25 protein-coding genes are annotated in these 25,686 nt (G+C 33.9%); 14 read left to right on the top strand and 11 right to left on the bottom strand.

Going from position 1 to position 25,686, the window contains the following annotated elements:
* The gene (locus BMY56_RS02820) at positions 1-669 is read left to right on the top strand and encodes a response regulator (protein WP_091619554.1); all 669 of its coding nucleotides are present in this window, start codon (positions 1-3) and stop codon (positions 667-669) included.
* A 156-nt stretch (positions 670-825) separates the two neighbouring features.
* Positions 826-1,470 (top strand): hypothetical protein, encoded by a 645-nt coding sequence (locus tag BMY56_RS02815; RefSeq protein ID WP_091619551.1) that lies wholly within the window; start codon positions 826-828, stop codon positions 1,468-1,470.
* Between the two features lie 15 nt (positions 1,471-1,485).
* Here the strand turns inward: BMY56_RS02815 and glyA are convergent, their stop codons facing one another.
* Positions 1,486-2,760, bottom strand: coding sequence for a serine hydroxymethyltransferase (glyA, locus tag BMY56_RS02810; protein ID WP_091619549.1), 1,275 nt, complete (start codon positions 2,758-2,760; stop codon positions 1,486-1,488).
* Positions 2,761-3,007: 247 nt separating this feature from the next.
* Between glyA and BMY56_RS02805 the strand changes: the two genes are divergently transcribed.
* On the top strand, positions 3,008-4,192 hold the full coding sequence (locus tag BMY56_RS02805; protein ID WP_091619546.1) for a hypothetical protein: 1,185 nt from the start codon (positions 3,008-3,010) through the stop codon (positions 4,190-4,192).
* 30 nt (positions 4,193-4,222) lie between these two features.
* Here BMY56_RS02805 and ytxJ read toward each other — a convergent pair whose 3' ends face one another.
* Complete coding sequence (ytxJ, locus tag BMY56_RS02800; protein WP_091619543.1) at positions 4,223-4,618, bottom strand: bacillithiol system redox-active protein YtxJ; 396 nt, start codon at positions 4,616-4,618, stop codon at positions 4,223-4,225.
* Positions 4,619-4,777: 159 nt separating this feature from the next.
* Between ytxJ and clpB the strand changes: the two genes are divergently transcribed.
* Both clpB and BMY56_RS02790 read left to right on the top strand, forming a co-directional pair.
* Positions 4,778-7,378 carry an ATP-dependent chaperone ClpB gene (gene clpB, locus BMY56_RS02795; protein WP_091619540.1) on the top strand — a complete coding sequence of 867 codons (2,601 nt, stop codon included), beginning with the start codon at positions 4,778-4,780 and terminating at the stop codon, positions 7,376-7,378.
* 110 nt (positions 7,379-7,488) lie between these two features.
* Positions 7,489-8,082 (top strand): TetR/AcrR family transcriptional regulator, encoded by a 594-nt coding sequence (locus BMY56_RS02790; RefSeq protein WP_091619537.1) that lies wholly within the window; start codon positions 7,489-7,491, stop codon positions 8,080-8,082.
* Positions 8,083-8,141: 59 nt separating this feature from the next.
* On the opposite strand, the gene BMY56_RS02785 is transcribed toward BMY56_RS02790, so the two are convergent.
* Positions 8,142-9,818 (bottom strand): PorP/SprF family type IX secretion system membrane protein, encoded by a 1,677-nt coding sequence (locus BMY56_RS02785; RefSeq protein WP_091619535.1) that lies wholly within the window; start codon positions 9,816-9,818, stop codon positions 8,142-8,144.
* A gap of 84 nt (positions 9,819-9,902) precedes the next feature.
* Here BMY56_RS02785 and BMY56_RS02780 point away from each other — a divergent pair, with 84 nt between their 5' ends.
* Both BMY56_RS02780 and smpB read left to right on the top strand, forming a co-directional pair.
* A complete protein-coding gene (locus BMY56_RS02780) occupies positions 9,903-10,445 on the top strand; it encodes a SixA phosphatase family protein (protein ID WP_091619532.1) in 543 nt (180 codons plus the stop codon).
* An 80-nt stretch (positions 10,446-10,525) separates the two neighbouring features.
* Complete coding sequence (gene smpB / locus BMY56_RS02775; RefSeq protein ID WP_091619529.1) at positions 10,526-10,987, top strand: SsrA-binding protein SmpB; 462 nt, start codon at positions 10,526-10,528, stop codon at positions 10,985-10,987.
* Here smpB and BMY56_RS02770 read toward each other — a convergent pair whose 3' ends face one another.
* Positions 10,988-11,629, bottom strand: a complete 642-nt coding sequence (locus BMY56_RS02770; RefSeq protein ID WP_091619526.1) for a protein-L-isoaspartate(D-aspartate) O-methyltransferase — start codon at positions 11,627-11,629, stop codon at positions 10,988-10,990.
* 147 nt (positions 11,630-11,776) lie between these two features.
* On the opposite strand from BMY56_RS02770, the gene BMY56_RS02765 reads away from it, so the two are divergent.
* From BMY56_RS02765 to BMY56_RS02735, 7 genes are read left to right on the top strand one after another with little or no spacing between them, the layout of a single operon-like run.
* Complete coding sequence (locus BMY56_RS02765; RefSeq protein ID WP_091619525.1) at positions 11,777-12,751, top strand: Gfo/Idh/MocA family protein; 975 nt, start codon at positions 11,777-11,779, stop codon at positions 12,749-12,751.
* On the top strand, positions 12,748-13,638 hold the full coding sequence (locus BMY56_RS02760; RefSeq protein WP_091619522.1) for a 3-hydroxyacyl-CoA dehydrogenase family protein: 891 nt from the start codon (positions 12,748-12,750) through the stop codon (positions 13,636-13,638). Before BMY56_RS02765 ends, BMY56_RS02760 begins: the two co-directional genes overlap by 4 nt.
* A gap of 24 nt (positions 13,639-13,662) precedes the next feature.
* On the top strand, positions 13,663-14,316 hold the full coding sequence (locus BMY56_RS02755) for a YggS family pyridoxal phosphate-dependent enzyme (protein ID WP_091619520.1): 654 nt from the start codon (positions 13,663-13,665) through the stop codon (positions 14,314-14,316).
* Positions 14,317-14,358: 42 nt separating this feature from the next.
* Positions 14,359-15,729, top strand: coding sequence for a 3'-5' exonuclease family protein (locus tag BMY56_RS02750; RefSeq protein WP_091619517.1), 1,371 nt, complete (start codon positions 14,359-14,361; stop codon positions 15,727-15,729).
* A 1-nt stretch (position 15,730) separates the two neighbouring features.
* On the top strand, positions 15,731-16,588 hold the full coding sequence (locus tag BMY56_RS02745; RefSeq protein ID WP_245737122.1) for an ion transporter: 858 nt from the start codon (positions 15,731-15,733) through the stop codon (positions 16,586-16,588).
* Positions 16,581-17,501 carry a tRNA (adenosine(37)-N6)-dimethylallyltransferase MiaA gene (gene miaA / locus BMY56_RS02740; protein WP_091619515.1) on the top strand — a complete coding sequence of 307 codons (921 nt, stop codon included), beginning with the start codon at positions 16,581-16,583 and terminating at the stop codon, positions 17,499-17,501. Before BMY56_RS02745 ends, miaA begins: the two co-directional genes overlap by 8 nt.
* Positions 17,494-17,982, top strand: coding sequence for a gluconokinase (locus BMY56_RS02735; RefSeq protein WP_091619512.1), 489 nt, complete (start codon positions 17,494-17,496; stop codon positions 17,980-17,982). Before miaA ends, BMY56_RS02735 begins: the two co-directional genes overlap by 8 nt.
* Before the next feature lie 54 nt (positions 17,983-18,036).
* Here BMY56_RS02735 and BMY56_RS02730 read toward each other — a convergent pair whose 3' ends face one another.
* From BMY56_RS02730 to recN, 7 genes are all read right to left on the bottom strand, one after another.
* Positions 18,037-18,750: a response regulator transcription factor gene (locus tag BMY56_RS02730; protein ID WP_091619509.1), complete on the bottom strand. Its 714-nt coding sequence runs from the start codon at positions 18,748-18,750 to the stop codon at positions 18,037-18,039.
* A gap of 5 nt (positions 18,751-18,755) precedes the next feature.
* Positions 18,756-20,336, bottom strand: a complete 1,581-nt coding sequence (locus BMY56_RS02725) for a sensor histidine kinase (RefSeq protein ID WP_091619507.1) — start codon at positions 20,334-20,336, stop codon at positions 18,756-18,758.
* 83 nt (positions 20,337-20,419) lie between these two features.
* Complete coding sequence (gene coaE, locus BMY56_RS02720) at positions 20,420-21,004, bottom strand: dephospho-CoA kinase (RefSeq protein WP_091619504.1); 585 nt, start codon at positions 21,002-21,004, stop codon at positions 20,420-20,422.
* The gene (locus BMY56_RS02715) at positions 21,001-21,966 is read right to left on the bottom strand and encodes a CdaR family protein (protein WP_091619501.1); all 966 of its coding nucleotides are present in this window, start codon (positions 21,964-21,966) and stop codon (positions 21,001-21,003) included. Before BMY56_RS02715 ends, coaE begins: the two co-directional genes overlap by 4 nt.
* Positions 21,966-22,973 (bottom strand): glycosyltransferase family 2 protein, encoded by a 1,008-nt coding sequence (locus BMY56_RS02710; RefSeq protein ID WP_091619497.1) that lies wholly within the window; start codon positions 22,971-22,973, stop codon positions 21,966-21,968. The genes BMY56_RS02715 and BMY56_RS02710 overlap by 1 nt, the downstream gene beginning before the upstream one ends.
* Positions 22,974-23,027: 54 nt before the next feature.
* The gene (locus BMY56_RS02705) at positions 23,028-23,834 is read right to left on the bottom strand and encodes an enoyl-ACP reductase FabI (RefSeq protein ID WP_091619492.1); all 807 of its coding nucleotides are present in this window, start codon (positions 23,832-23,834) and stop codon (positions 23,028-23,030) included.
* Between the two features lie 163 nt (positions 23,835-23,997).
* Positions 23,998-25,665 carry a DNA repair protein RecN gene (gene recN / locus BMY56_RS02700; RefSeq protein WP_091619489.1) on the bottom strand — a complete coding sequence of 556 codons (1,668 nt, stop codon included), beginning with the start codon at positions 25,663-25,665 and terminating at the stop codon, positions 23,998-24,000.
* Positions 25,666-25,686 lie beyond the last annotated feature (21 nt).

Here is a 25,686-nt window from a genome sequence, read left to right as displayed (position 1 = left end):
ATGAATACTGTACGAATCTTAGCGGTAGATGATCATGAAATGACCACTTTGGGGTATAAATATATTCTTGAGGATTCTGATTTTACTGATTTTAATGTAAAAGTTGAAATAGCAAAAAGTTTTGAAAAAGGTAAAAGTAAGATTGAAATATCTAAACGTGCCATACCCTATGACATTATCCTATTAGATATTCAGTTATTTTCGCCAGAGTCTAAAGACCCAAGAACAGGTATCGATTTAGGTATTGTGGCTAGAAATGAAGTGCCTAACTCAAAGGTTGTTTTCATGTCTTCTTACAGCGATAATTATAGAATTAATAATATTTTTAAAACAGTGAATCCTGATGGATATATGGTAAAATCTGAGATAGATGAAATGTCTCTAAAAACCATGGTAGAAACCATCATGAGTAAATCACCGTACTATACCGCTAGTGCCTTAGCGGCTATTAGACGTAGAATGGCCAGTGATATTGTAATAGATGATCAAGATCAAAAGATTCTGTATCATCTTTCACAAGGTATACATACTAGAGATATTGCACCATTAATAGGCTCAGCCAATACCACAGTTGAGGCAAGAAAAAGACAACTAAAGGCACTTTTCGACATCAAAAATGGAAATGATTTAGCCCTAATTAATGAGGCCAAAACCCGTGGATTTCTTTAAAATCCACTAATTTTTCAACTTATTGATTATCAATTAGTTAAAAATATTTCTATTATTTTATAATAATATCCTCCAAATTTATAAGGTTTTCCTGATGTGAAATAAATAAGGTTAAAAGTATCTTTATAAAAAGAAAAATTTAAATACTAGCCTTACATGCCTTTTAATATCGACGATTTTATAAAAAAGTCATTAATCAATTTAGATTACACTAAAGAGATTATTGGCATAGATGAATTTCTAAAATCTTTAGAGTTTCATTATTTTTCTAATATCAAATTAAAACGAAAAAGCTGCACTCTAAATTCTGTTCAGCTGGTATTAGAAGTGAACTGCAATATAGAATTACTAGAATTATTCACTAATTTCAATACTGGTAGATGGGGCACAAGTATTAAAAATGGTTCGCCACTACAGTATAATTTAGAAATCTTAAATTCTAGAAACAACTGTAATGTTGATATCGAAGAGCTCACCATATTCTTGAATGATACCAGCATTGTAATAAAACGTATTTACAATAATAGTATAGCATCACAATTCAATGACATATTAAAGCAAATTGCTTGCAACTATATCTTCTTAACCAAGGGTCTTACTCAAAAACCTTATGAAATCTTTGTCCCCATATTTGAGGATAGTATAGATAATTTTGAGTTAGAAGATGATCAGTCGAATATACTTCCGAAATCGTACAGCGAGTTTTGGGGTATTTACTTAGACAAAGAAGATGAAGCTTCTATTTTTGATGTACAAAGAAATACCTACATTACAGGTAATCTAGAATTTTTATCTGAATAAAAAATCAAATAAATACTAGGCGTTAAAAATTGGCCTAGTATTCATCATTGCATTTACTTTACCTTTTACTTCTGATATAACAGCCTCATTTTCTGGGTTAGTTATAACCTGATCAATAAGATCAACTACTTTTTCCATATCACGTTCAACCAAACCTCTTGTTGTAATTGCGGCAGTTCCGAAACGAATTCCTGACGTCACAAATGGAGATTTATCATCAAAAGGTACCATATTCTTATTTGCAGTAATATCTGCAAGCACCAACGCTTTCTCAGCATCTTTACCTGAAATATCTTTATTTCGTAGGTCAATAAGCATCATATGATTATCGGTGCCGCCAGATATAATATCATATCCTCTTTTTACAAATGCTTTTGCCATAGCATCAGCATTCTTTTTCACTTGTACTATATATGAGCCATAAGCGTCAGTTAACGCTTCACCAAAAGCAATTGCTTTACCCGCTATAACATGTTCTAAAGGACCGCCTTGGTTACCAGGAAAAACAGCCAAATCTAATAAAGCTGACATTTTTCTAAGATTTCCATTTTTTAATTTAATACCAAACGGGTTCTCAAAATCAGACCCCATCAATATTAATCCCCCTCTAGGTCCTCTTAAAGTTTTATGTGTCGTCGTCGTTACTATATGACAATGAGGAATAGGATTATTAAGTAGACCTTTTGCAATTAACCCTGCTGGATGAGAAATATCAGCAAGTAAAATAGCATTTACACTATCTGCAATTTTACGAAAACGTTCAAAATCCATATCTCGCGAATACGCTGAGGCACCGGCAATTATCAACTTAGGTTGTTCTTTGGTCGCTATTTCTTGAATCTTATCATAATCTAATCTACCTGTTGCTTTATCCACTCCATAAAACACAGGGTTATATAATCTACCAGAAAAATTTACTGGAGAACCATGAGTTAAGTGTCCACCATGCGACAAATCGAAACCTAAAATCTTGTCTCCAGGCTGTAAACATGCATGATAAACAGCAGCATTTGCTTGCGAACCAGAATGTGGCTGAACATTCGCATATGCAGCCCCGAAAAGTTCCTTAGCTCTATCAATGGCCAATTGCTCAACTTTATCCACAACCTCGCAACCACCATAATAACGCTTACCAGGGTAACCTTCAGCATATTTATTGGTAAGCACAGAACCCTGGGCTTCCATTACCTGCGGACTAGTAAAGTTTTCAGAAGCGATTAATTCAATTCCATTAATCTGACGTTGTCTCTCTTCTTCAATAAGATTAAAAATTGTGGTGTCGCGTTGCATGTTGTTATTTATTTTAAATAAGATGCAAAAATACAAATAAGAGTACTTAATGAAATAAAAAAATGAATAAACCCATAACTTATTTATTAAAATTAGTTAATAACTATACCCTATTTATATACATGATAAAGCAATCGATTGTACAGCTTAACGAAAATATACTATTACTCATCCCTTTGCGTTATGATAAAAGCCTTTTATGGCACGGCTGTTGAAATAGCTTAATTAAATTCTAAAAATATTAGACATGAAAAAATTTCTACTATTTGGTTTTATAGGCCTACTACTATCTTGTAGCGGGGTTAAGAAAACACAGGAAGCTCTGAACTCTGGTAATTATATGGCAGCTATTAATAAAGCTGTTGTAAATATTGCAGAGAATAAGACCAAGAAAAGTAATCAGACATACATTGTACTTCTTGAAGAAGGTTATCGCAAGCATACCGAAAGGGAGCTTCAGCACATTAAATTTCTTAAAAAGGATGGTAATCCTGCAAATTTTGAAGAGATATTTAATACATATGACCGACTTAAATCGGTTCAGGAAAGTATTCGACCGTTATTACCATTATATATTCAAGATGAAAATAGAAAGGCGCAATTCAGCTTTAAAAATTATGACGATGAGTTAATTGCTGCAAAGCTAAATTTATCTGAATACCTTTATAACAAGGCAACGACCTTATTAGATAACGCAAATTATAAAACTGATTATAGGATTGCTTATAGTGATTTAAATTATTTACAAGAACTAAACCCAAATTATAAAAACGTTGTTGCTAAAATTGATGAAGCTTATCAGAAGGGGTTGGATTATGTTATTGTAGAAATGACAAACAATACCGATAAAGTAATACCAAGAAGATTAGAAGATGAACTTTTAAATTTGAATACCTACGGATTAAATAATCAATGGACGGAATATCATACGAATAGAATTCAAAATCAAATCTATGATTATCAAATGGAGGTTTCTTTTCAAGACATCAACATTTCTCCTGAACAAATTAGTGAGAAGCAGATAAGTAAAGAGCGTCAAATTAAAGATGGATATGCATTTGTTGAAGACCGAAATGGTAATGTTGTTTCCGATAGTTTAGGTAACAGTGTAAAAGTTGATAAGTTTAAAACTGTAAAATGTGACTTCTATCAGTTCACTCAATTTAAAAGTGCTCAAGTTACAGGAGTAGTAAATTTTATAGACTTAAAAAAACAACAGAAAATAAATCAATATCCATTATCCAGTCAATTTGTATTTGAGCATATTTATGCCAACTACAATGGCGACAAAAGAGCTTTAGATAATGATTTGGTTTCACTTTTACAGTTGGCAAGGGTTCCATTCCCCAGTAATGAACAAATGGTATATGATGCCGGCGAAGATTTAAAGAACAATCTTAAGAATATTTTGAACAAACAAAGTTTCAACTAACAAAAAAGCCCCGTGAAAACAGGGCTTTTTTTATATGTATTGTTCTAATTTTATATCAGATATCGATCCGTGAGAATCATGTACTACCACTACCCCATTTTTAACTATCAATAATTGGGGCGATTGGTGCATCACTCCAAATACAGAAGCCACTTCGTGTGACACATCTCTATTTGCAAGCAAATCTAAAAAATAAAAATCCATTTGACCTTCCTCTAATCCATAGCCGCTTTTAAACATATTTAGTACCATTCTACTAATACCACAAGAAGTAGAATGTTTAAAAATAACCTGAGGCCTTGCATTTGATTGTTTCTTAATATCTTCTAACTGTGCTATCGTATTCAAAGGTTTCCACGGAATCTCAGAAACTTCCTTTCCATCCTCATCCTTAGACCCTCCAAATATTCCACTAAATATTCCCATAAATTTCTTAATTTAAATTGACCATTTTAAGCAAAGTTACATCTGACTAATTGTCACTTAACTTGCTCAAATCCAAGACACTTTGTCTTGCTATTATAATTGGTAAGATTCTTGAACATTATATTTCAAAAGTATTACAAATAACTAAAACTATAGAAAATGAATATAAATAATTTCACCATAAAGTCACAAGAGGCAATTCAACTAGCCCAGCAGATTGCCCAAGAAATGGGTCATCAGCAAATAGAAAATGAACATGTTTTTAAAGCACTTACCGAAGTTGAAGAAAATGTAATGCCTTTTTTACTTAAAAAATTAGGCGTCAATTTTAATTTGGTACAACAAATATTAGAAAAGGAACTTACTAGTTTCCCAAAAGTGGAAGGCGGTGAGTTGCAATTTTCAAGAGAAGCGGGCAAAACTCTCAATGATGCTAGTATAATCGCCAAAGATATGGGCGATGAGTTTGTTTCTTTAGAGCATTTATTCTTGGCAATATTAAAATCTAAGAGTAAAATAGCTCAAATATTAAAAGACCAAGGAGTTACAGAAAAACACCTTAAAACAGCTATAGAAGAATTACGAAAAGGTGATAAGGTTACTTCACAAAGTGCCGAAGAAACGTATAATTCTCTACAGAAATACGCTAAAAATCTAAATGAGCTAGCGGATAGCGGTAAATTAGACCCTGTAATTGGTCGCGATGAAGAAATTAGAAGAATACTTCAGATATTATCTAGAAGAACCAAAAACAATCCAATTTTAGTTGGTGAACCTGGTGTAGGTAAAACTGCAATCGTCGAAGGTCTTGCCCATAGAATCATACAAGGCGATATTCCTGAAAACCTAAAAGACAAGGTTATCTATTCTTTAGATATGGGTGCTCTGATTGCAGGCGCGAAATATAAAGGCGAATTTGAAGAACGTTTAAAATCGGTCATTAAAGAGGTTGTCAGTGCTGACGGAAACATTATACTCTTTATAGATGAAATTCATACGTTAATTGGTGCCGGTGGCGGTCAAGGTGCTATGGATGCCGCTAATATTCTAAAACCAGCATTAGCGAGAGGAGAATTAAGATCTATTGGGGCTACAACTTTAGATGAATACCAAAAGTATTTTGAGAAGGATAAGGCATTGGAAAGAAGATTCCAAAAAGTCCAAGTTGACCAACCGGATACTGAAAGTTCTATTTCTATCCTTAGAGGTATTAAAGAGAAATATGAAGCTCATCATAAGGTGAGAATCAAAGATGAAGCTGTTATAGCTGCTGTAGAGTTATCTCAACGATATATTACCAATAGGTTTTTACCCGATAAGGCAATTGACCTAATGGATGAGGCTGCATCTAAACTTAGAATGGAAATCAACTCTAAGCCTGAGGAATTGGATGTTCTTGACCGAAAAATCATGCAATTGGAAATTGAGATTGAAGCAATCAAAAGAGAAGATGATAAGCAAAAACTTAAAATCTTAAACTTAGATCTTGCTAATGTAAAAGAAGAGCGTAATGAAATTTATGCTCAATGGGAAAGTGAAAAAACAGTTGTTGATAACATTCAACAAACCAAGTTAGATATCGAAAACTTTAAAGCTGAAGCTGAAAGGGCCGAACGTAATGGCGACTATGGTACGGTAGCTGAAATTAGGTATGGAAAAATTAAAGAAGCGCAAGAAAATTTAACAAAATTACAAGATGATTTAGCCGCTCAGCAACACTCCGGAACCTTAATTAAAGAAGAGGTTACTAGCGAGGACATCGCAGAGGTAGTAGCAAAATGGACTGGTATTCCAGTGACCAAAATGTTACAAAGTGAACGCGAGAAATTATTGAAACTTGAAGAAGTACTTCATAAGCGTGTGGTTGGACAGGAAGAAGCTATTCAAGCTGTTTCTGATGCTATTCGAAGAAGTAGAGCTGGATTACAGGACGCAAAAAAACCAATAGGCTCCTTCCTATTTCTTGGTACTACCGGTGTTGGTAAGACTGAACTAGCAAAAACGCTTGCATCCTATTTGTTTGATGATGAAAATGCCATGACTCGTATAGATATGAGTGAGTATCAAGAGAGGCATGCTGTGAGTAGATTAGTAGGTGCGCCTCCTGGATATATTGGTTACGATGAAGGTGGTCAATTGACTGAAGCTGTAAGAAGAAGACCATATTCAGTTGTACTTTTAGATGAAATAGAAAAGGCTCACCCTGACACATTCAACATTTTGTTGCAGGTTTTGGACGAAGGCAGATTAACTGATAATAAAGGTAGGGTTGCCGACTTCAAAAATACGATCATAATCATGACCAGTAACATGGGTAGCCAGATTATACAGGATACTTTTGAAAATTCAAAAAATATACCAAGCGCAACTGAATCAGCAAGGGAAGAAGTTCTTGGCTTATTGAAGAAAACTGTACGACCAGAGTTTATTAATAGAATAGATGATATTGTAATGTTTACTCCATTAACTAAAAACAATATTAAGGAAATCGTTAAACTTCAATTAGAATCTCTAAAGAAAATGTTGCTTAAGCAACAGATTACATTAGAGGCTACCGAAGAAGCTATAGATTATTTGGCTGAAAAAGGATATGACCCGCAATTTGGGGCTAGACCTGTAAAACGAACTATTCAAAAAGAAGTCTTAAACAATATGTCTAAATCACTTTTAAGTGGCGAGATAAAAGCCGATAGTGTTGTCTTACTAGATGCCTTTGACAATGCTTTGGTTTTCAGAAATCAAGAAGATATTGTGGTTTAATGGCTTAAAAATGCAAAAAAGCGTCCTTATTTTTAATAAGGACGCTTTTTTTTATCAACAATATATACCATGCAGTATAGATTTTTTATATTCGCATAAAACAGTCCTACATGTCGACCAAAGCCGAAAGAACTACCGCTTATATTATTGAGACTGTTGCCCCTGTTTTTAATAAGTATGGCTATGTTGGCACAAGCATGAGCGATTTAACGGAAGCGACCAATTTAACTAAGGGTGCGCTTTATGGCAATTTCGAAAACAAAGAGGCTCTTGCTTTATCTGCATTCGAATATAATCGCAATCTATTACTTACAGCTATTGACGAACATTTATCAATAGAAGGAAAAGCAATGGATAAGATTGAAAATCTTATTGAATTTTATAAGAAATACGACATATTTACAATGAACATGGGTGGTTGCCCTATTTTGAATGTAGGCATAGATGCCCAACATAACAATCGCTTGTTAGCTGCAGCGGCTAGAGAAACTATTAAAGAAATTGAAGGTAAAATAGCTTTGGTTTTTGAAAGTGGAATAAATAAGGGAGAGTTTAAACTTCCGGTCACGCCATTACAATTCTCAAAGCAATTATTTACAATTATACAAGGTTCTATTGCGATGGCTACCCTTACAAAAGACCGTAAATACCTTTTAAATACAGTTACCTATTTAGATGTTCTTATTAAAAGAGAACTCAAATAAATTTACGTGCACTTTCTTATTTAAAGAGTGCAAATGAAATAATTGGGATTTATCAATTATTATTCACCAGTTACTCTAAATATCCAAATCTTTTCTTTGTATTTTCCACCTAGGTTAGAATCCCTAGCCTCTCTTGCTTCTTTTATAGAGTTGTATTTAGCAAGATATACATAGTTATATTTATTCAAATCTCTATAGAAAGATTTTGCGTCAATACCTTTTTTCTTCATATCGACCATAAATGCATCGAAGTACTTCTTAGTTCCGAATACATTTGCAATCAAATAATACCCTGGCGATAATGACCCTTCTTTTGCAACCTCTTCATATTTCTCTCCAGCTTTAGGCTTAACAATCTCATTTCTTGTAACAAATTCTGCTTTCTGTTTCTCAGCTTCAGCTAAAAGGGCCTCGCTCTGAGCGATAGAATCTTGTCTTTGTTTTTGAACAAGTGCAACTGCTTCTGCTTCATTCCTCATGACCAATGCTATAGAATCTTGCTTTCTTTGTTGCTGTAAAGCTCTAGAAGCCGCCAATGCTTGCTCTGCTTTTGCATTAGCAATAGAATCACGTTTGATTCGAAGATTTCTCTTAGACTCTTTTACAGTAAGGTCTGTTTGTCTTGAAGCTTCAATTATGGAATCATTTATTCTTTTAGATTCTATAAGCGCTAAACGTTCTTGTTTTTTGGCCTCACGTTTTAAGGCCATTTCTTCTTCTTTAGTTAATTCTTGAGATACTAACCCTTCCTCTACCTCTGGTTTAGCAATTAAACTTTCTTCTTTTATTTTTTCCTCTTCAGCTATTAATTGTTCTTCAAGCTTTTCTTCAGGAGTCTCTAATGCCCCTAATTTGTATGAGGTAACTAATTCAAAAGAAGGGTCTTGTCCCTTTAAATCAGAACTAGTACCTACTTCAATCAATGCTCCTATAGATAATCGTTTAAAGAAACGGCCACCTGCTCCACCTGAAAATCCGTAAAAACTATTGTAGCCTGCTTGTGCCCAATATTTATTGGTAGTCAGCAAGGATGTTAATCCCACTTGATTATCTAATCCAGGAATAGTTTTATAATATATCGTAGGCCTTAAAATTGAACTATCGTCTGTACTTAGGATAGATATTGGAAAATCATAACTAGCCAATGCTAAAAACAAACGTTCATCGGGACTAGAATTTCGCTCGTTCGTGCTGAAGTTATAATCAAATAAATTTTCTGAAACCAAACCAAGGTTAAACCTATCAACGCTCAAATTTATACCTGGTGCCATTTGCACGATAAAATCATTAGGAATAGAAGTTTGAATGGGGTTCGGAACAAAAAAACGTTCGTCAGCAAGCTTTTGTTGAAAAGCAAATAAATTTAGTCCGACACCTAAAAACACCTTTTCACTTAATTCAATGTTATATGCATAATTTAAAGCTGCACCTGTATTTAAAAAAATACCGGTATTATGCTGAAAAAAACCTGCTCCTGCGGCAGAAACCTCATTTAATCTAGTAGTATAATTTAAAAACAATGAAGTTGGGTCGGCATCGTATGTTTGCCATTGCCATCTTGCCCATAAAGCAACAGAAGATGGATTATTGCGATCTAAACTATAGGCAGGGTTTATAAGACTACTATTATATTCGGTAAGATTTTGCTGTCTAAAATCACTAGGCAGTACAACTTCTTGAGCCTTAAGACCTAGAACTACAAAACCAATAAGAAGTGCCCCACAAAATTTTTTCATATGCAAAAAAACAAAAAATAGACTATTTATAGTACTATTTTAAAGTAATTTTAGTTATTAATTTAATACATCAAACAAATTTTCATGAAAGTCATAAAATTTCTTCTTTTCACATGCCTATTATTCAGTCTTTCTTGTAAAGATGAGGTTGTAATAGATACCTCGCAAGATCAAACATCTGTTTCAACATTTTACCTAATTAGACATGCAGAAAAGGTTAGAAGTAATCCTGACGATGCTGACCCCGAACTTAATCAAAAAGGATTAGGTAGAGCAATGCATTGGGCCGAAATTCTCGCAGATGTTGATTTAGATGCCATATATTCTACTGACTATAATAGAACTTCTATGACTGCAGCACCAACATCGGTAAAGAAAAATATTGATATTCGGTATTACGACCCAAGCACTCTAGACATTACCCAATTCAAAACAGATAATCTAAATAAAAATGTGTTGATAGTTGGGCATAGCAATACAACTCCAGAATTTGTAAATAAATTGATAGATGAAGAACGCTATTCTAATATCGATGATAGCGAAAATGGAATTTTGTTTATTGTACAAATTGTAAATGGAAGACCTACGGTTAATAAACTTATTTTCAACTGTAACTGCCCCGATTAGTATTCTGTGCTACTTAAGCCATTTGTAAATAGTTATAAAAGATTAAGACATTCCTTGAATTGTTCTTACTTTTGCCATAGATGCAGAATACAATTAACATAAAGAATAAGAAAGCTCATTTTGAATATGAGCTGATGGATAAATTTACGGCCGGTATAGTTTTAGCCGGTACTGAAATTAAGGCCATAAGAGAAGGTCGTGCATCTATTACTGAGAGTTTTTGTGAGTTTAATGAGAGAGATGAGCTTTTTGTAATTAATATGCAAATCGACGAATACTCACATGCATCTCACTTCAACCACAAACCAAAAGCTGAACGAAAATTACTTCTACAAAAAAGAGAACTCAAAAAATTAAGTAAGGAAGTAAAAACTTCAGGTTTAACTATTGTTCCCCTTCGCGTATTCTTAAACGATAGAGGTCTTGCTAAAATGCAAATAGCTTTGGCAAAAGGTAAAAAGCTTTACGATAAAAGAGATTCTATTAAAGATCGTGACAATAAGCGTGACCTAGCTCGTGTAAAAAAGAATTTCAATAACTAGTTAGTTCTTATTTTCTAATAAAGGTACAAATCGAAACGACCCATATTCAGACTTAGAAAATTCCTTTTCAGTAGTTCGAACAAACAACGTCATAATTTGTTCATCGAAGCCTATAGGAATTACTAACCTACCCCCTACTTTTAACTGTGAAAGCAACGCTTTTGGCACTTCAGGAGCACCTGCCGTAACAATAATACGATCAAATGGTGCCTGTTCTGGTAACCCCTTATAACCATCTCCAAAAATAAGTTTCTTAGGTCGGTAACCCATTTTCTTGAAAAATATATTTGTTTTTTTAAAAAGCTCAAGCTGTCTTTCTATAGTATAGACCTTAACTTTCAACGTTAAAAGTATAGCAGTCTGATAGCCACTACCTGTACCTATCTCCAAAACTTTTTGGCCTTCTTCTAATTGCAGCAATTCAGTTTGAAAAGCAACAGTAAATGGATGCGATATAGTTTGATTAGCGGCTATAGGAAATGCTTTATTTTGGTAAGCATGGCCCTCAAAACTACTATCCATAAACAAATGACGTGGAATTTCACGAACAGCGTCGAGTACCTTTTTATCAGCTATTCCCTTTTCCTCTAATAATTGCGCTAAATGGTTGCGCATGCCCCTATGCTTGAAGGTATCTTTCAATGGTAGTTGGTTTGACTTTCAAAGTTAGCAAAGATCTGCTAACGATGGAAGAACCTGTTTAAAACTTAAGTCAATAAATGATAAAATTGAAATAGCCCATAGGATAAAACTACCTAACTATGTGTATTTTTGAACAAAACAAAACAAATGCTAAAAGTTGGTGTTTTAGGAGCTGGGCATCTTGGTAAAATCCACCTCAGACTTCTAAATGAATCTAAAAAATACGAACTCATAGGGTTTTATGATGCAGATAGCTCTAATGGAGAAAAGGTAAGTGCCGATTTTGGGTACACCTATTTTAATAATCTTGATAATCTAATTGACGCCGTAGATGTTATAGACATTGTAACCCCTACGCTGTCCCATTATGACTGCGCGAAAAAATCTATTGAAAAAGGAAAGCATATTTTCATTGAAAAACCGATTACCCATACTTTAGAAGAAGCTAATTCACTTTTAGCCTTAGAAGCTAAATACGGCGTAAAAGGTCAGGTTGGTCATGTTGAACGATTTAACCCTGCATTTACCGCAGTAAAGAATGCTATAAAACAACCCATGTTCATAGAAAGTCATCGTTTAGCCGAGTTTAATCCGAGAGGTACCGATGTGCCTGTGGTATTAGATTTAATGATCCATGACATCGATGCTATTTTAAGTGTAGTCAATTCTGAGGTAAAGCAAATAAATGCAAGTGGCGTATCGGTAATTAGTCAATCACCAGATATTGCCAATGCTAGATTAGAATTTGAAAATGGATGCGTTGCGAATTTAACTGCAAGTAGAATCTCATTGAAAAATATGAGAAAATCTCGTTTCTTTCAAAAAGATGCTTACATCTCTGTCGATTTTCTTGAGAAGAAAGTAGAAGTCGTTAAAATGAAAGATGCGCCAAGAGAACCTGGTGATTTTGATATGATTCTACAAAATGCAGAAGGAATCAAAAAACAGATTTACTTTGAAAATCCTACTATTGAAACCAATAATGCCATTTTAGATGAGCTTGAATCATTTGCAGACGCCATAAATAACAATACTACACCAATTGTCAGCTTAACACAAGGCACTCAAGCCCTTAAAGTAGCTTTACAAATTATTGCTGCATTTAATCCAAAAAAAATATGAAAAAAATTGCTGTAATAGGTGCGGGTACTATGGGTAATGGTATCGCCCATGTATTCGCCCAAAACGGATTTCAAGTACATTTAATTGATGTTTCTCAAGATGCTCTTGATAAGGGACTTGCCATCATAGCAAATAATTTGGACCGAATGTTGGCTAAGGATAAAATATCAATTTCAGATAAAGATAATACGCTTTCGAACATAATAAAGTTTATTGATTTAAAATCAGGTGTTTCAGGTACAGACGTAGTAATTGAAGCTGCCACTGAAAATTTAGCAATTAAACTGAAAATTTTTAAAGATTTGGACGCCATATGTGATTCAAATACAATTTTAGCCTCCAATACGTCCTCGATTTCTATAACGCAAATAGCAGCAGCTACCAAAAGACCAGATAAGGTTATCGGTATGCATTTCATGAACCCTGTACCTATTATGACCTTGGTTGAAATTATACGTGGTTACAGCACTTCAAACGTTACGACCAAAACGATAATGGAGCTTTCCGAAAAATTAGGAAAAACTCCTACCGAGGTTAATGATTATCCAGGTTTTGTTGCCAATAGAATATTAATGCCCATGATTAATGAGGCCATAGAAACCTTACATCATGGGGTTGCCGGTGTTCAAGAAATAGATACGGTAATGAAACTGGGTATGGCTCACCCTATGGGACCATTACAATTGGCAGATTTCATAGGTTTAGATGTTTGTCTTTCTATTTTAAACGTAATGCATGACGGATTTAAAAATGCAAAGTATGCGCCTTCACCCCTATTGGTGAATATGGTTATGGCTGGCAAAAAAGGCGTTAAATCAGGAGAAGGTTTTTATGATTATTCCGAAAGCAAAAAAGCCGAAAAAATATCAAGTCAATTCGAAAATTAAACTTTTCCCATAAAAGAATATACTATGTCGATAAAGGAAAATCTTTCCTCCATTTTAAATACACTGCCCGAATCGGTAACCCTTGTTGCCGTTTCAAAGACTAAACCAATATCAGACCTTCAACAAGTTTATGATGAAGGCCATCGCATATTTGGCGAAAATAGGGTTCAAGAAATGACAGAAAAATGGGAAAATATGCCTAAAGACATAGAATGGCATATGATTGGTCATCTGCAAAGAAATAAGGTCAAATACATGGCTGAATATGTTTCTTTGATACATGGCGTTGACAGTCCTAGATTATTGGCAGAAATAAATAAGCAAGCTAAAAAATGCAAGAGAACCATTTCTTGCCTTTTACAAGTGCATATAGCAGAGGAAGACACTAAGTTTGGTTTTAATGAAAAAGAACTACTTGCACTGCTGGAGAATGAAGAATTCAAGACATACAAGCACGTAAAAATTATTGGTTTAATGGGTATGGCTACATTTACAGAGGATATGAATCAGGTTAGAAGAGAATTCAAAAGCCTTAAATCATTATTCTCCAAATTAGAAAACAACTATCCAAATTTCACTACATTATCTATGGGTATGAGTGGAGATTATAAAATTGCCATAGAAGAAGGAAGTACTATGGTACGTATTGGAAGTAGTATCTTTGGAAAGCGAAATTAAATCAAACGATTTCCACTACTTGAATAAATCAGATTTTACTAGATGTACGCGATTTTAGATATTGAAACCACAGGCGGAAAATTTAATGAAGAAGGTATCACCGAAATTGCTATTCATAAGTTTGATGGTCAAAAAGTAGTTGATAAATTCATCAGTTTGGTAAATCCTGAAAAAGAAATTCAACCATTTGTGGTTAAACTTACTGGTATCAATAGTAAAATGCTACAGACCGCACCAAAATTTTACGAGGTAGCAAAGCGAATTATTGAAATTACTGAAGATACTGTATTAGTTGCTCACAATGCTCAATTCGATTACCGGATATTAAGAACAGAATTTAGACGTCTAGGCTATAATTTTGAACGCAAAACCTTATGCACTGTAGACCTTTCCAAATTATTATTACCAGATGCAGAATCTTATAGCCTCGGCAAGTTAGTTAGATCATTAGGCATACCTGTAAGTGATCGACACAGAGCGAATGGAGATGCATTAGCGACCATAAAGTTATTTAAGCTTTTACTGGCAAAAGATTCTGAAAAAATAATTGTCAAGGATACTATTAGAAAAGAAACCCAAGGCGAACTCTCTGAAAAACAATTAGATATCGTAAGAGAATTACCTAATAAGACTGGGATTTTTTATATGCATAATAAAGATGGTGATATTATCTACCTTAGTAAAAGCACAGATATTAAAAAAAAGGTTAACCAACTATTTACCAAAAGTGGTGACAAATCTAGAAAACTAGCCAAGGATACTAAAAAAGTAACTTATGAGCTAACAGGCAATGAACTTGTAGCAATTCTAAAAGAGCACGAAGAGCTATTAAAACTAAGGCCTAAATATAGCACCATTCCTAGAAAGAGAATGTTCAGTCATTCGCTATGTAAAACTGAAAATGAAAACGGTTATTTTGCTTTAGAAATTAAAGCTTATCGTGAATGCAAAGAACCTTTAGCCCTATTCAACGGCATATTCAGTGCTAAAAATTACTTATATAAAATCACAAAAGAGTTAGCGCTTTGTGCAAAAGTGAATGGTATAAGTGAAGCTAAAAACAATTGCTCAGGATATGATAATGGTACTTGTAAAGGCGCTTGTATTAGCAAGGAAGATCAAAAGGAATATAACGAACGTGTAGTTGCCGCAATATCAAAGAATAGTATTCATAAAGATGCAAATATCATATTGCTTGATAAGGGACGTGAAATTGGCGAACAAAGTGCAATTTTAATTAAAAATGGTTCACTTGTTGGTTTTGGATTTTACGACCTAAATTATCAAATAAATAATATTCATATCTTGGAAAGCTTAATCACCCCTATGAACGGTACAAGAGACGCTAATTTTCTAATAGAATCTTATCTTAGGAAAAAAAGAGTTCATAAAATTGTAGAATTAAAGGCTTAAGTTGAAAGAGGAAGACAAATTATCACCGTGGAAAAATAAACTTCATGAAATTATTTATGAAGCAGATACTCCCATGGGTAAATTGTTCGATTTAATTTTATTCGTAATCATCATTTTCAGCGTGATTCTTATAATGCTTGAAAGTGTAAAAGCAATTGACGCAGAGTACCATGAAATATTATTTGTGCTTGAATGGGTAGTTACCATTTTCTTTACAGTTGAATATATCGCTCGAATTATTTGTATTAAAAAACCTAGTCACTATATTTTTAGTTTTTATGGAATTATAGACTTCTTATCGACGATACCTCTTTATATATCATACATTTTTGCAGGATCACAAGTTTTATTAGCTGTTCGTGCCTTCAGATTGTTACGTGTATTTCGAATATTAAAATTAGCTCGGTTTTTAGGAGAGGCTTCACAATTAAAAAGAGCCCTAAAAGCTAGTAGGGCAAAAATTACAGTCTTCCTTTTCGCTGTACTAATTGCTTCCGTGATGATGGGAACACTCATGTATTTAATTGAAGGTGATGAAGCTGGCTTTACCAGTATACCTACAAGTATTTACTGGACCATTGTAACTCTTACCACAGTAGGCTACGGCGATATAGCCCCCATAACTCCACAAGGACAAGCTATTGCCACAATCATTATGCTATTAGGATACGGAATTATTGCCGTACCAACCGGTATGGTCACTGCTGAATTTACTAGGCAAAACAAAGACAAATCTAATGATGACGAGCCTGGTAGGTATGTTCATATCAACACGCAATGTTGCCCTACATGTAGTAAAGAAGGCCATAGAGATGATGCTACCCATTGTTATAACTGTGGATCACTGTTGAATGAATAAAATTCTTATATCCGTTGTAGGACCTACCGCTATTGGTAAAACTAAACTGGCAATTTTATTGGCTCAGCATTATAATACTGAAATAATATCAGCCGATTCTCGACAGTTTTTCAAAGAAATGAATATTGGTACAGCTGTACCATCGAGCGAAGAATTAAAACTAGCAAAGCATCATTTCATTCAACACAAAAGCATAACTGAATCTTATTCTGTTGGAGATTTTGAGCGTGATGCTATTAAAAAATTATCTTCCTTATTTAAAACGAATGAAGTTGTAATCATGGTTGGTGGTAGCGGACTCTATGTAAACGCCGTTACAGACGGATTAAATTCGTTTCCAACAATTAAGGCAGATGTTAGAGAAGTCCTGAATTTGGAACTTAAGGAGTTTGGGATTGAATTTTTACAAAAAAAATTAGAAAGTTTAGACCCCCTTTATTTTAATAAGGTAGATATTCATAATCCCCAACGTGTAATTAGAGCTCTTGAAGTAACTATTGGTTGTGGAAAGCCTTATTCTTCATTTATAGACAAACCTAAAGCAAAAAGAGGTTTTAAAGTTTTGACAGTCGGCATTAAAGCTGACAGAGCTATTATCTATGAGCGTATTAACCAAAGAGTTGATCTAATGATAGCGGCAGGCCTTCTTGAAGAAGCTAAAGAGTTATTACCATATAGAAATTTTAATGCATTGCAAACAGTTGGCTATAAAGAGCTTTTCAATTACTTTGATGACGAGTGGACCTTAGAATTCGCTATTTCAGAAATTAAGAAAAATACCAGAAGATTTGCCAAAAGACAACTTACATGGTTTCTTAAAAATGAAAACACCAAATGGTTTGATTATGACTATGACCAAAACCGTATAGTAAACATAATAAATAATGAAATTTTAAAATTTAAGAATGGCTAAATCACAGATTTTATTTGTCATGGGAGTTTCTGGTAGTGGAAAATCAACTATTGGTCAACTATTGGCTGAAAAGCTGAATATTCCTTTCTTTGATGGAGATAGTTTTCATCCTGAGGCAAATGTCAAGAAAATGAGTGAAGGAAAACCTTTGAATGATGATGACCGCCAAGGTTGGTTAGAGCGACTAAATGAAGTTGCACTAGAAAACATATCAACTGGCGCTGTAATTGTTTGTTCAGCACTAAAAGAAAAGTATAGGACTATTTTGGGCCAAAATTTAGAAAGTCAATATAAAATCATCTATTTAAACGGAAGCTTTGAAATGATCAACAAGCGTTTGAATGAACGTAAGAATCACTTTATGCCTAAAGGTCTATTACAGTCACAGTTCGACACCTTAGAAGTGCCTACAGAGGCACTCCACATTTCAATTGATCAAACACCTAGCGAAATCGTAACAGAAATTATTAAAAAGCTTTAAAATCAAAAAGCATCCCTAATAGGATGCTTTTTTTAATATAAATTTTATTGGAATTTACTCTCCTTCCGTCTTAACAACCAAACGGAAACCTTCCCCATGAATATTTAATATTTCAACCGTATCATCAACTTTTAAATACTTACGTAATTTGGCGATATATACATCCATACTACGTGAAGTAAAGTAATTATCATCTCTCCAAATCTTGGTCAATGCAAGTTCACGTGGCATCAAATCATTTTCATGTAATGCCAATAATCGTAACAATTCATTCTCTTTAGGTGATAACTTGATAGCTTCGTTATCCTTGTATTTAAGGAACCTTAATTTAGAATTCAAGTGAAACCCACCAATTGTGAATTCAAATTTTTTGCTGTCAGCTAAACCATTAGAAGCTTTTCTTTGAAGAATAGCTTTCAATTTCATTAATAACACCTCAGAATCAAAAGGCTTATTCAGATAATCATCTGCACCAGCTTTATATCCTTTTAGAACATCTTCCTTCATCGTCTTTGCCGTTAGAAAAACAATAGGAACATTCTCGTTCTTTTCGCGAATCTCTTTTGCTAAGGTAAAACCATCCTTATAAGGCATCATGACATCTAAAATACAGATATCAAAATTATCTTTTTTGAACTTTTCAAAACCTTCCATCCCATTTTTAGCCAATGTGACATCGAAGTCATTCATTGACAAATAATCTTTTAATACGATTCCAAAATTTGGGTCGTCCTCAACTAAAAGTATCTTCTTATTTATTGTTTCCATAATATTTATATTAACGGCAGTTTGATGTAAAATGTACTTCCTTTTCCTTTTTCACTTTCGGCATAAACTTCACCTTGGTGGTCTTCAACTATTTTTTTAACGTAGGAAAGTCCTAAACCATGTCCCTTAACGTTATGTATATCTCCTGTGTGTTCTCTATAGAATTTTTCAAAAACTTTTTTGAGAACACCTTTGCTCATACCAGTACCTTGATCTTGAATCTTAATAATGATATAATTCTTCGCTCTTTCTGTAAAAACATCAATTTTTGGTGCCTCTTCAGAATACTTAATTGCGTTATCGAGCATGTTTACTATTACATTGGTAAAATGCATTTCGTTAGCTAATACTTCTGATCGTTCCGCATCTAGATGTGTATGTATATAACCCCCTCTATCATCGACTATAAGCTCAACATGCGTAATTGCATCCTCTATTATGTCGTGAATATCGACCCTATCCTTACTTATATCAAGTTGATTCTTCTCTAGCTTCGATATACGTAATACATTTTCTACTTGAGCGTGCATTCTTTTGTTTTCATCCCGAATCATTTGCAAGTATCGCAACACCTTTTCTTGATCCCCTATAATTTTAGGGTTTTTAATAGCCTCAACCGCTAAGTTTATTGTCGCTATCGGTGTTTTAAATTCATGAGTCATGTTGTTAATGAAATCTGTTTTTATTTCAGATATCTGTTTTTGACGTATCAATTGATAAATTGCCCCAGAATAAGCTACTACAATGATTATTGTGAACAATAAAGAAAGTAAAGCCAAACCTAAAATGGACTGAACCAAGAAACGCTTTTTCTTCGGAAACGATATTAACAAATCGAAATTTGATACCCCTTCAAAGTCAACAAACATGGGTGATTTATAAATATTGGCTTCAGCATACTTAAACTTGTTCGATTTAATTTTAGTCGGCAATCCATTACTGTAAACACCGTATTCAAATGCAATGTCTATACCTCTGTTTTCTAATTCACGTTGCAATAACAATTCAATTTCCTGCTTAGAAACTCTTTTATGAATTGGTACGCGTTTCGCAGCAACCATAAACATTTCATCCATGGCAGCCTTTTCCATTTTGTTTAGTCCACCAATTTTTTCAATACGTTGAATTGGATTTAAACGAAAGGCATTTCCTTCTAAATCGAAATCCTCTTTAAAAATAGAGGTTGTTCGTTTACTAGTATAATTTTTTATAGTGGTGGTATCTGCACCATCTGAACTATCAAAGAACGTGGACGAAATACCATAATCCTCTTCCAAAATACCGTGTTCATACAGCAAAATTTCATTAGAATTGACATCCCTATCAATGAAGAAAAAATTTGTTAGTTGTGCTCCTTTAAGTTCACCTATACTATCCTTAGCTTCTAAATATCTATCGAAGTAATTTTTAGTTTCTCTTTCAGAAATTTTATTGGTGACACTGTTCAATGCTTCAGAAACACTACTAGAGAATTGCTCTTCACTGCTATCAATAGATTTTTTAATCCAGAAGCTTTGAACGAAAATCAGACCAATAAGTGAAAGGCTCATTAAAACTACTAAGAGCACAAATAACTTTTTGTTCATTGGTCGATAAAATTAAAGATTTAACAGGTAGACAATAGTACGTTTAACCTAACCTTAACAAAAATGTTAAAATTGCTAAGAAACTAACAATCATTAAGAATAGCTTCATGTACTTCAAGAACTTTTAATGCCGTAGTCTTTAGGTCAATATTTTCTATTACAAAATCGGCTAATTCTAACTTAGTTTGATCATCCAATTGATTATTCATTCTAGCGATAATCTGCTCCTTTGTAGATTCGTCACGCGATAAAACTCTCTCAATTCTTAATTCTTTTGGTGCGGTAATTAGAATTACCGAATCATATAATTCTTGAGCATTATTTTCAAATAGCAGTGCCGTTTCTTGAATTACGTATGAGGCATTTTGCTTTTTTGTCCATTTAAGAAAATCTTTTCGAACCACAGGATGCACTATTTGATTAAGTTGCTCTAACAAATCAGTATCATTAAAAACCTTTTTTGCGATATACGTTCTATTTAAATTACCTTCTAAATAAGCTTTTTTACCAAAAAGTTCAATAAGCTGTTTCCGAATTTTTTTAGAGGTATTCATTAAATGCTTAGCCCTTTCATCTGAATTATAAACGGGCACGCCAAGCTCACGAAACATGGCTGCTATGGTAGACTTACCACTTCCTATACCTCCGGTTAGTCCTACTACAATCATTCCCTTCTTAAAATAAATTCAATCTCATTGGTATCTATCATTGCATTGTTCAAAGTCTTAGGGTATTTTATTAATCTTACCGATAAACGATTACCTGTTTCTGAAGAGACGTTTGTATAATCTGCAACAACTTCAAAATCAATAACTTCTAGTTCTTTTAAGTGTTCTAATGTACCTTGGCAACGTACTTCTACAATTTCAGGAAAGGTTCGCACTTTTACATCTGGCGGTAAATTAATTACCGTTACCGGCACTTGAATAACGAGCTCTGAGAATTTAACCACATTACCTGTAATACGAACAAAATCATTAGAATATGTAGTACCATTCAGTTGCTTAGGCAACTTTAAAGCAACATCTTTCGAAAATGAATTATCTAAATCATCAATTTTAAGTAGTTCTGTTTCAATAACGCTAATAGTGTCAATCTGACTTTTAGGACCTGATATTTGAATAGAATCTGGCTGCACTACTATTTTTCCCTCTAAAATATGATTGGCAGCATAGGTCAATTCTAACATTGCCTTTACAGGAACTTTTTTAGTTTCCAAGGATGTAAAATCAAAATAGATAATATCACTATCAAAATCAGTTAACATGCTGTAATTATTAAGTTGGGCTTCTAACTGTATTCTAATCTGATCCGACGTCAAGTAGTAACTATCATCTTTGTGCATTACTTTACTCACATCTAATTGAATCTCTTTTGGCTTTAAATGATATCCTAAAAATTGAAACCCTACTGCTTTCAATCTTACCTGAAGTTCATTCTTAGGAGTATTCGCCAATAAAAATTCTGAAGGTATATTTATATAAGTTACGTTAAAAGTAGTATTACTCGTATAAGTTTGCGAAAGCTTATTAATTAACCAAGCGAGCGAAGCACACAATAGAAATATAAGAAAGACTTTCACCTTTCTTTTTTTTAATCCTGTTCTTATCCATTCTATTAGTCTTACCATCAATTTACTCTAAAAAATAATTTAGGAAAAATCTCCTCTGGTTTTTTATTACTTAAATTAATATACAGGGTTGATTTTAAAAATCCATATCCATATCCAAAAAATTGTATCACAGTTGCCATTAATGACAGAAAGGCAACCTTTAAACTTCTAGTTTTACTCAGGGCATCGATGAATAAAATTAAAATATAGGTTGCATAGAAATACAATGGAATTTTAAGACCAATTATGGCCAATAAGATTGAAATCAATAGACCTATACAGAATACCGTAGGAAACCAATAGGTTATTTTTTTAGTTTCAGGATGCCATAAATTTAAAATGGGTCTTACCATACCAAACTTATTCACTTGTATGTAAAACTTATTCCAATCTATACGTCTTTTATGAAACACAAAGGCTGTTGAAATCAACTTGGTTCTATAACCTTTGTTCCAGATGCGTATGGTGAGGTCTGGGTCTTCTCCTGGGTGCATATTTCCATACCCGCCAACATTCTCAAAGGCTTCTTTAGAAATACCCATGTTAAAACTTCTGGGTTGAAATTTATTTACCGCTTTTTTACCACCACGAATTCCACCAGTCGTCAAAAATGAAGTCATGGAATAATTAATCGCTTTTTGTACGACTGTAAAAGATTCGTGTGCAGCGTCTGGACCACCATAGCAGTGTACAAAATCTTCTTTTAAACTCTCCTCTACTTCTTTTAAATATTCAGGAGGAAGAATACAATCAGAGTCTAGTACGATAAAATAATTACCCTTAGCCCTAGCCATACCATAATTACGTGAATCTCCAGGGCCTGAATTCGGTTTTTTGTAATAGGATATGGAAACTGAATCTAGATATTCACCTATAACATCCTCTGAAGAAATAGTAGAACCATCTTCTACAATGACCACCTCAAAAGTTTTGCCATAGGTTTGTAACCGTAGACTGTTCAACAACTCCTTAATTTCGTTGGGTCTATTGTATACGGGAATAATAAAAGAAAACGATAAGTCCATTATAACTCTCCTTTTATGAATAGGCTCCAAAAAATTGGATAATTGTAAACCTGATTAAAATTTCTCTATAACTTCTTGACTAACCCCTGTGTTAGAGAAACCACCATCATGAAACAAATTCTGCATGGTTACCTTTTTAGTGTAATCTGAGAACAATGTCACCGTATATTCTGCACAATCTTGGGCCGTTGCATTACCTAGTGGAGACATTTTTTCTGCATAACTAATAAAACCACCAAAACCTTTAACACCTTGACCAGCTGTAGTTGCTGTAGGAGATTGTGAAATCGTATTTACTCTAACTTTTTTCTCTTTTCCGAAGAAATATCCAAAACTACGTGCAATAGATTCTAAATATGCCTTGTTATCGGCCATATCATTATAATCTGGGAACGTTCGTTGTGCCGCCATATAGGTCAACGCAACAATACTACCCCACTCGTTCATGGCATCGGCCTTATATAATGATTGCATTACTTTATGAAAAGAAAGGGCTGAAACATCCCATCCCTTTGCAGTGAAATCATATTTTTCGTCGGTGTAAGCACGCCCTTTTCGAACATTTACAGACATACCGATAGAATGCAATACAAAGTCAATCTTACCTCCTAAAATCTCAACGGCCTTAGCTACTAAATTGTCTAAATCTTCAACACTTGTAGCATCTGCTGGAATAATCTGAGAACCTGTTTTTTTAGCCAATTCATCAATCTGACCCATTCTCATTGCAATTGGGGCGTTCGTCAAAACAAAAGTACCGCCTTCATCGTGTACAGTTTGTGCCGTTTTCCATGCAATAGAATTTTCATCTAATGCTCCAAAAATAATTCCCCTTTTTCCTTTTAATAAGTTATATCCCATGATAGTTGATTCTATAGTTAAAGTTATAATTCAAAGATATCTAAAATATGTTAAAACCGAATTGAAGTGCTCAGTAAATACCCTATTCAGCTACATAAAGTCTTGGGCATTCGAAATGACATTAATACATAAAATTACAACTGTCAGGATAAGTGTGTCTAAATCAAACTTTTAATGACGGACTCAATAATTGCCTTGCATGAGCCAATGCCGAGTCTGATAGGTCTTTACCACCTAACATATGTGCTAATTCGACTACCCTTTCGTCAGTCGTTAATTTTTTCATGTTGGTCATCGTACGTTCAGCACCTTCCGTTTTAAACACTTTAAAATGATTACTACCTTTTGAGGCAACTTGCGGTAAATGAGTTATTGAAAACACTTGTAAATCAGCACTCATATCTTTCATGATATCAGCCATTCTGTTAGATATTTCACCCGACACACCCGTGTCTATTTCATCGAACATAATAGTTGGCAATTTTTCATACTTAGCAAGTATCGCCTTAATTACCAGCATTATTCTTGACAACTCACCACCGGACGCTACTTTTTTTAATTCTCCATAACTACCACCTCTGTTAGCTGTAAACAGAAATGAAAGTTCATCCATTCCTGTTGTAGTGAAGGTATCGATTGCATTTAAAACAATTTCAAAAGATGCACTTGGCATTCCCAATAACGCTAAATCTGCTTCTAACTGCGATTTCAGTTTTGGTATTATAGCATTACGTTTTTTACGCAATACAACAGATTGCCCCTCTAATACAGATTCCATATCCAGCAACTCTCGGGTCTTCAATGAAATTTTTTCATCTAAATGAGCCGTCTCAAATACTTTGTCAGCAAGGTCATTTTTTATTGTAATCAACTCTGAAATCTCACTTACATTATGCTTTTTCAACAAGTTATAAAGAAGCTGCAATTTCCCATTCACCTCTTCAAGCATTTTAGGGTCAGCTTCAACACCTTCTTGCAACCGTTGTAATTCTGAGCTTATATCATCTAATTCTATAAATACTGATTGTACACGTTGATACAACTCTTTATAGTTCGACCCAAAATCGACCAATTTCGATAAGGATTGTCTCATTTCTGTTGTCAAAGACAAAACTCCAATTTGCTCGTCATTAAACAATTGGTCTCCTTTTGACAATTGCTCCATGATCAACTCAACATTGTTTAATTGCTCGTACTCCTCTTCCAACTCTTCAATTACCCCAACTTTTAACGGTGCCTTTTCAAGCTCCTCCAATAAAAATGAGTTATAATCTTGCTCTTTATTGGCAGTACTCTGCACATCTATTAAACTTTGAAGCTCTTTTTCTGCTTTCCGGTACGTTTTTAAATCTTTTCTATATTCCGCTAATCGTTTTTGATTGTTTGCCAATGCATCGACCAATTTCAATTGAAAGTCATTTTCAGTAAGCTGCATGGTCTGATGCTGAGAGTGAATATCGATTAAATTTTCACCAAGTTTAGTAAGCACATCTAAAGTTACCGGAGTATCATTTATAAAAGCTCGTGATTTACCGCTAGGCAAAATCTCTCTCCTAATTACCGTATTAACATCATAATCTAAATCGTTCTCTTCAAAGAAATTCTGAAGTCCGTAAGTATCAATTTTAAAAATTCCCTCAATAATACATTTCTCATCCTTTACGCGTAAAGAAGATAAATCTGCACGTTTACCAAGCACAAGAGACAAACCACCAAGTAATATAGATTTACCTGCACCTGTCTCACCCGTAATTACGGTAAAACCTTTATCGAAGTCTACTTCAAGACTATCAATTAATGCATAATTAGTAATGGAAAGGGTTGAAAGCACGTTTCAGAATTTTAGATTAAC

The organism is Maribacter orientalis, assembly GCF_900109345.1.
In the GTDB taxonomy this organism is placed as follows: Bacteria; Bacteroidota; Bacteroidia; order Flavobacteriales; family Flavobacteriaceae; genus Maribacter; species Maribacter orientalis.
This window is presented reverse-complemented; position numbering and strand designations above follow the sequence as displayed.

What these genes read in the sequence shown, in the direction of transcription:
- coaE (WP_091619504.1), bottom strand. Translation starts at nt 21,004, where the DNA reads ATGATTGTAGTAGGACTAACCGGAGGTATAGGAAGTGGTAAGTCTACC.
- BMY56_RS02710 (WP_091619497.1), bottom strand. Translation starts at nt 22,973, where the DNA reads ATGGACTTATCGTTTTCTTTTATTATTCCCGTATACAATAGACCCAAC.
- BMY56_RS02780 (WP_091619532.1), top strand. Translation starts at nt 9,903, where the DNA reads ATGAAAGTCATAAAATTTCTTCTTTTCACATGCCTATTATTCAGTCTT.
- BMY56_RS02755 (WP_091619520.1), top strand. Translation starts at nt 13,663, where the DNA reads ATGTCGATAAAGGAAAATCTTTCCTCCATTTTAAATACACTGCCCGAA.
- glyA (WP_091619549.1), bottom strand. Translation starts at nt 2,760, where the DNA reads ATGCAACGCGACACCACAATTTTTAATCTTATTGAAGAAGAGAGACAA.
- BMY56_RS02730 (WP_091619509.1), bottom strand. Translation starts at nt 18,750, where the DNA reads ATGGAAACAATAAATAAGAAGATACTTTTAGTTGAGGACGACCCAAAT.
- BMY56_RS02705 (WP_091619492.1), bottom strand. Translation starts at nt 23,834, where the DNA reads ATGGGATATAACTTATTAAAAGGAAAAAGGGGAATTATTTTTGGAGCA.
- BMY56_RS02820 (WP_091619554.1), top strand. Translation starts at nt 1, where the DNA reads ATGAATACTGTACGAATCTTAGCGGTAGATGATCATGAAATGACCACT.
- BMY56_RS02790 (WP_091619537.1), top strand. Translation starts at nt 7,489, where the DNA reads ATGTCGACCAAAGCCGAAAGAACTACCGCTTATATTATTGAGACTGTT.
- BMY56_RS02715 (WP_091619501.1), bottom strand. Translation starts at nt 21,966, where the DNA reads ATGGTAAGACTAATAGAATGGATAAGAACAGGATTAAAAAAAAGAAAG.
- clpB (WP_091619540.1), top strand. Translation starts at nt 4,778, where the DNA reads ATGAATATAAATAATTTCACCATAAAGTCACAAGAGGCAATTCAACTA.
- ytxJ (WP_091619543.1), bottom strand. Translation starts at nt 4,618, where the DNA reads ATGGGAATATTTAGTGGAATATTTGGAGGGTCTAAGGATGAGGATGGA.
- BMY56_RS02725 (WP_091619507.1), bottom strand. Translation starts at nt 20,336, where the DNA reads ATGAACAAAAAGTTATTTGTGCTCTTAGTAGTTTTAATGAGCCTTTCA.
- BMY56_RS02785 (WP_091619535.1), bottom strand. Translation starts at nt 9,818, where the DNA reads ATGAAAAAATTTTGTGGGGCACTTCTTATTGGTTTTGTAGTTCTAGGT.
- BMY56_RS02735 (WP_091619512.1), top strand. Translation starts at nt 17,494, where the DNA reads ATGGCTAAATCACAGATTTTATTTGTCATGGGAGTTTCTGGTAGTGGA.
- BMY56_RS02750 (WP_091619517.1), top strand. Translation starts at nt 14,359, where the DNA reads ATGTACGCGATTTTAGATATTGAAACCACAGGCGGAAAATTTAATGAA.
- miaA (WP_091619515.1), top strand. Translation starts at nt 16,581, where the DNA reads ATGAATAAAATTCTTATATCCGTTGTAGGACCTACCGCTATTGGTAAA.
- BMY56_RS02760 (WP_091619522.1), top strand. Translation starts at nt 12,748, where the DNA reads ATGAAAAAAATTGCTGTAATAGGTGCGGGTACTATGGGTAATGGTATC.
- BMY56_RS02815 (WP_091619551.1), top strand. Translation starts at nt 826, where the DNA reads ATGCCTTTTAATATCGACGATTTTATAAAAAAGTCATTAATCAATTTA.
- smpB (WP_091619529.1), top strand. Translation starts at nt 10,526, where the DNA reads ATGCAGAATACAATTAACATAAAGAATAAGAAAGCTCATTTTGAATAT.
- BMY56_RS02805 (WP_091619546.1), top strand. Translation starts at nt 3,008, where the DNA reads ATGAAAAAATTTCTACTATTTGGTTTTATAGGCCTACTACTATCTTGT.
- BMY56_RS02765 (WP_091619525.1), top strand. Translation starts at nt 11,777, where the DNA reads ATGCTAAAAGTTGGTGTTTTAGGAGCTGGGCATCTTGGTAAAATCCAC.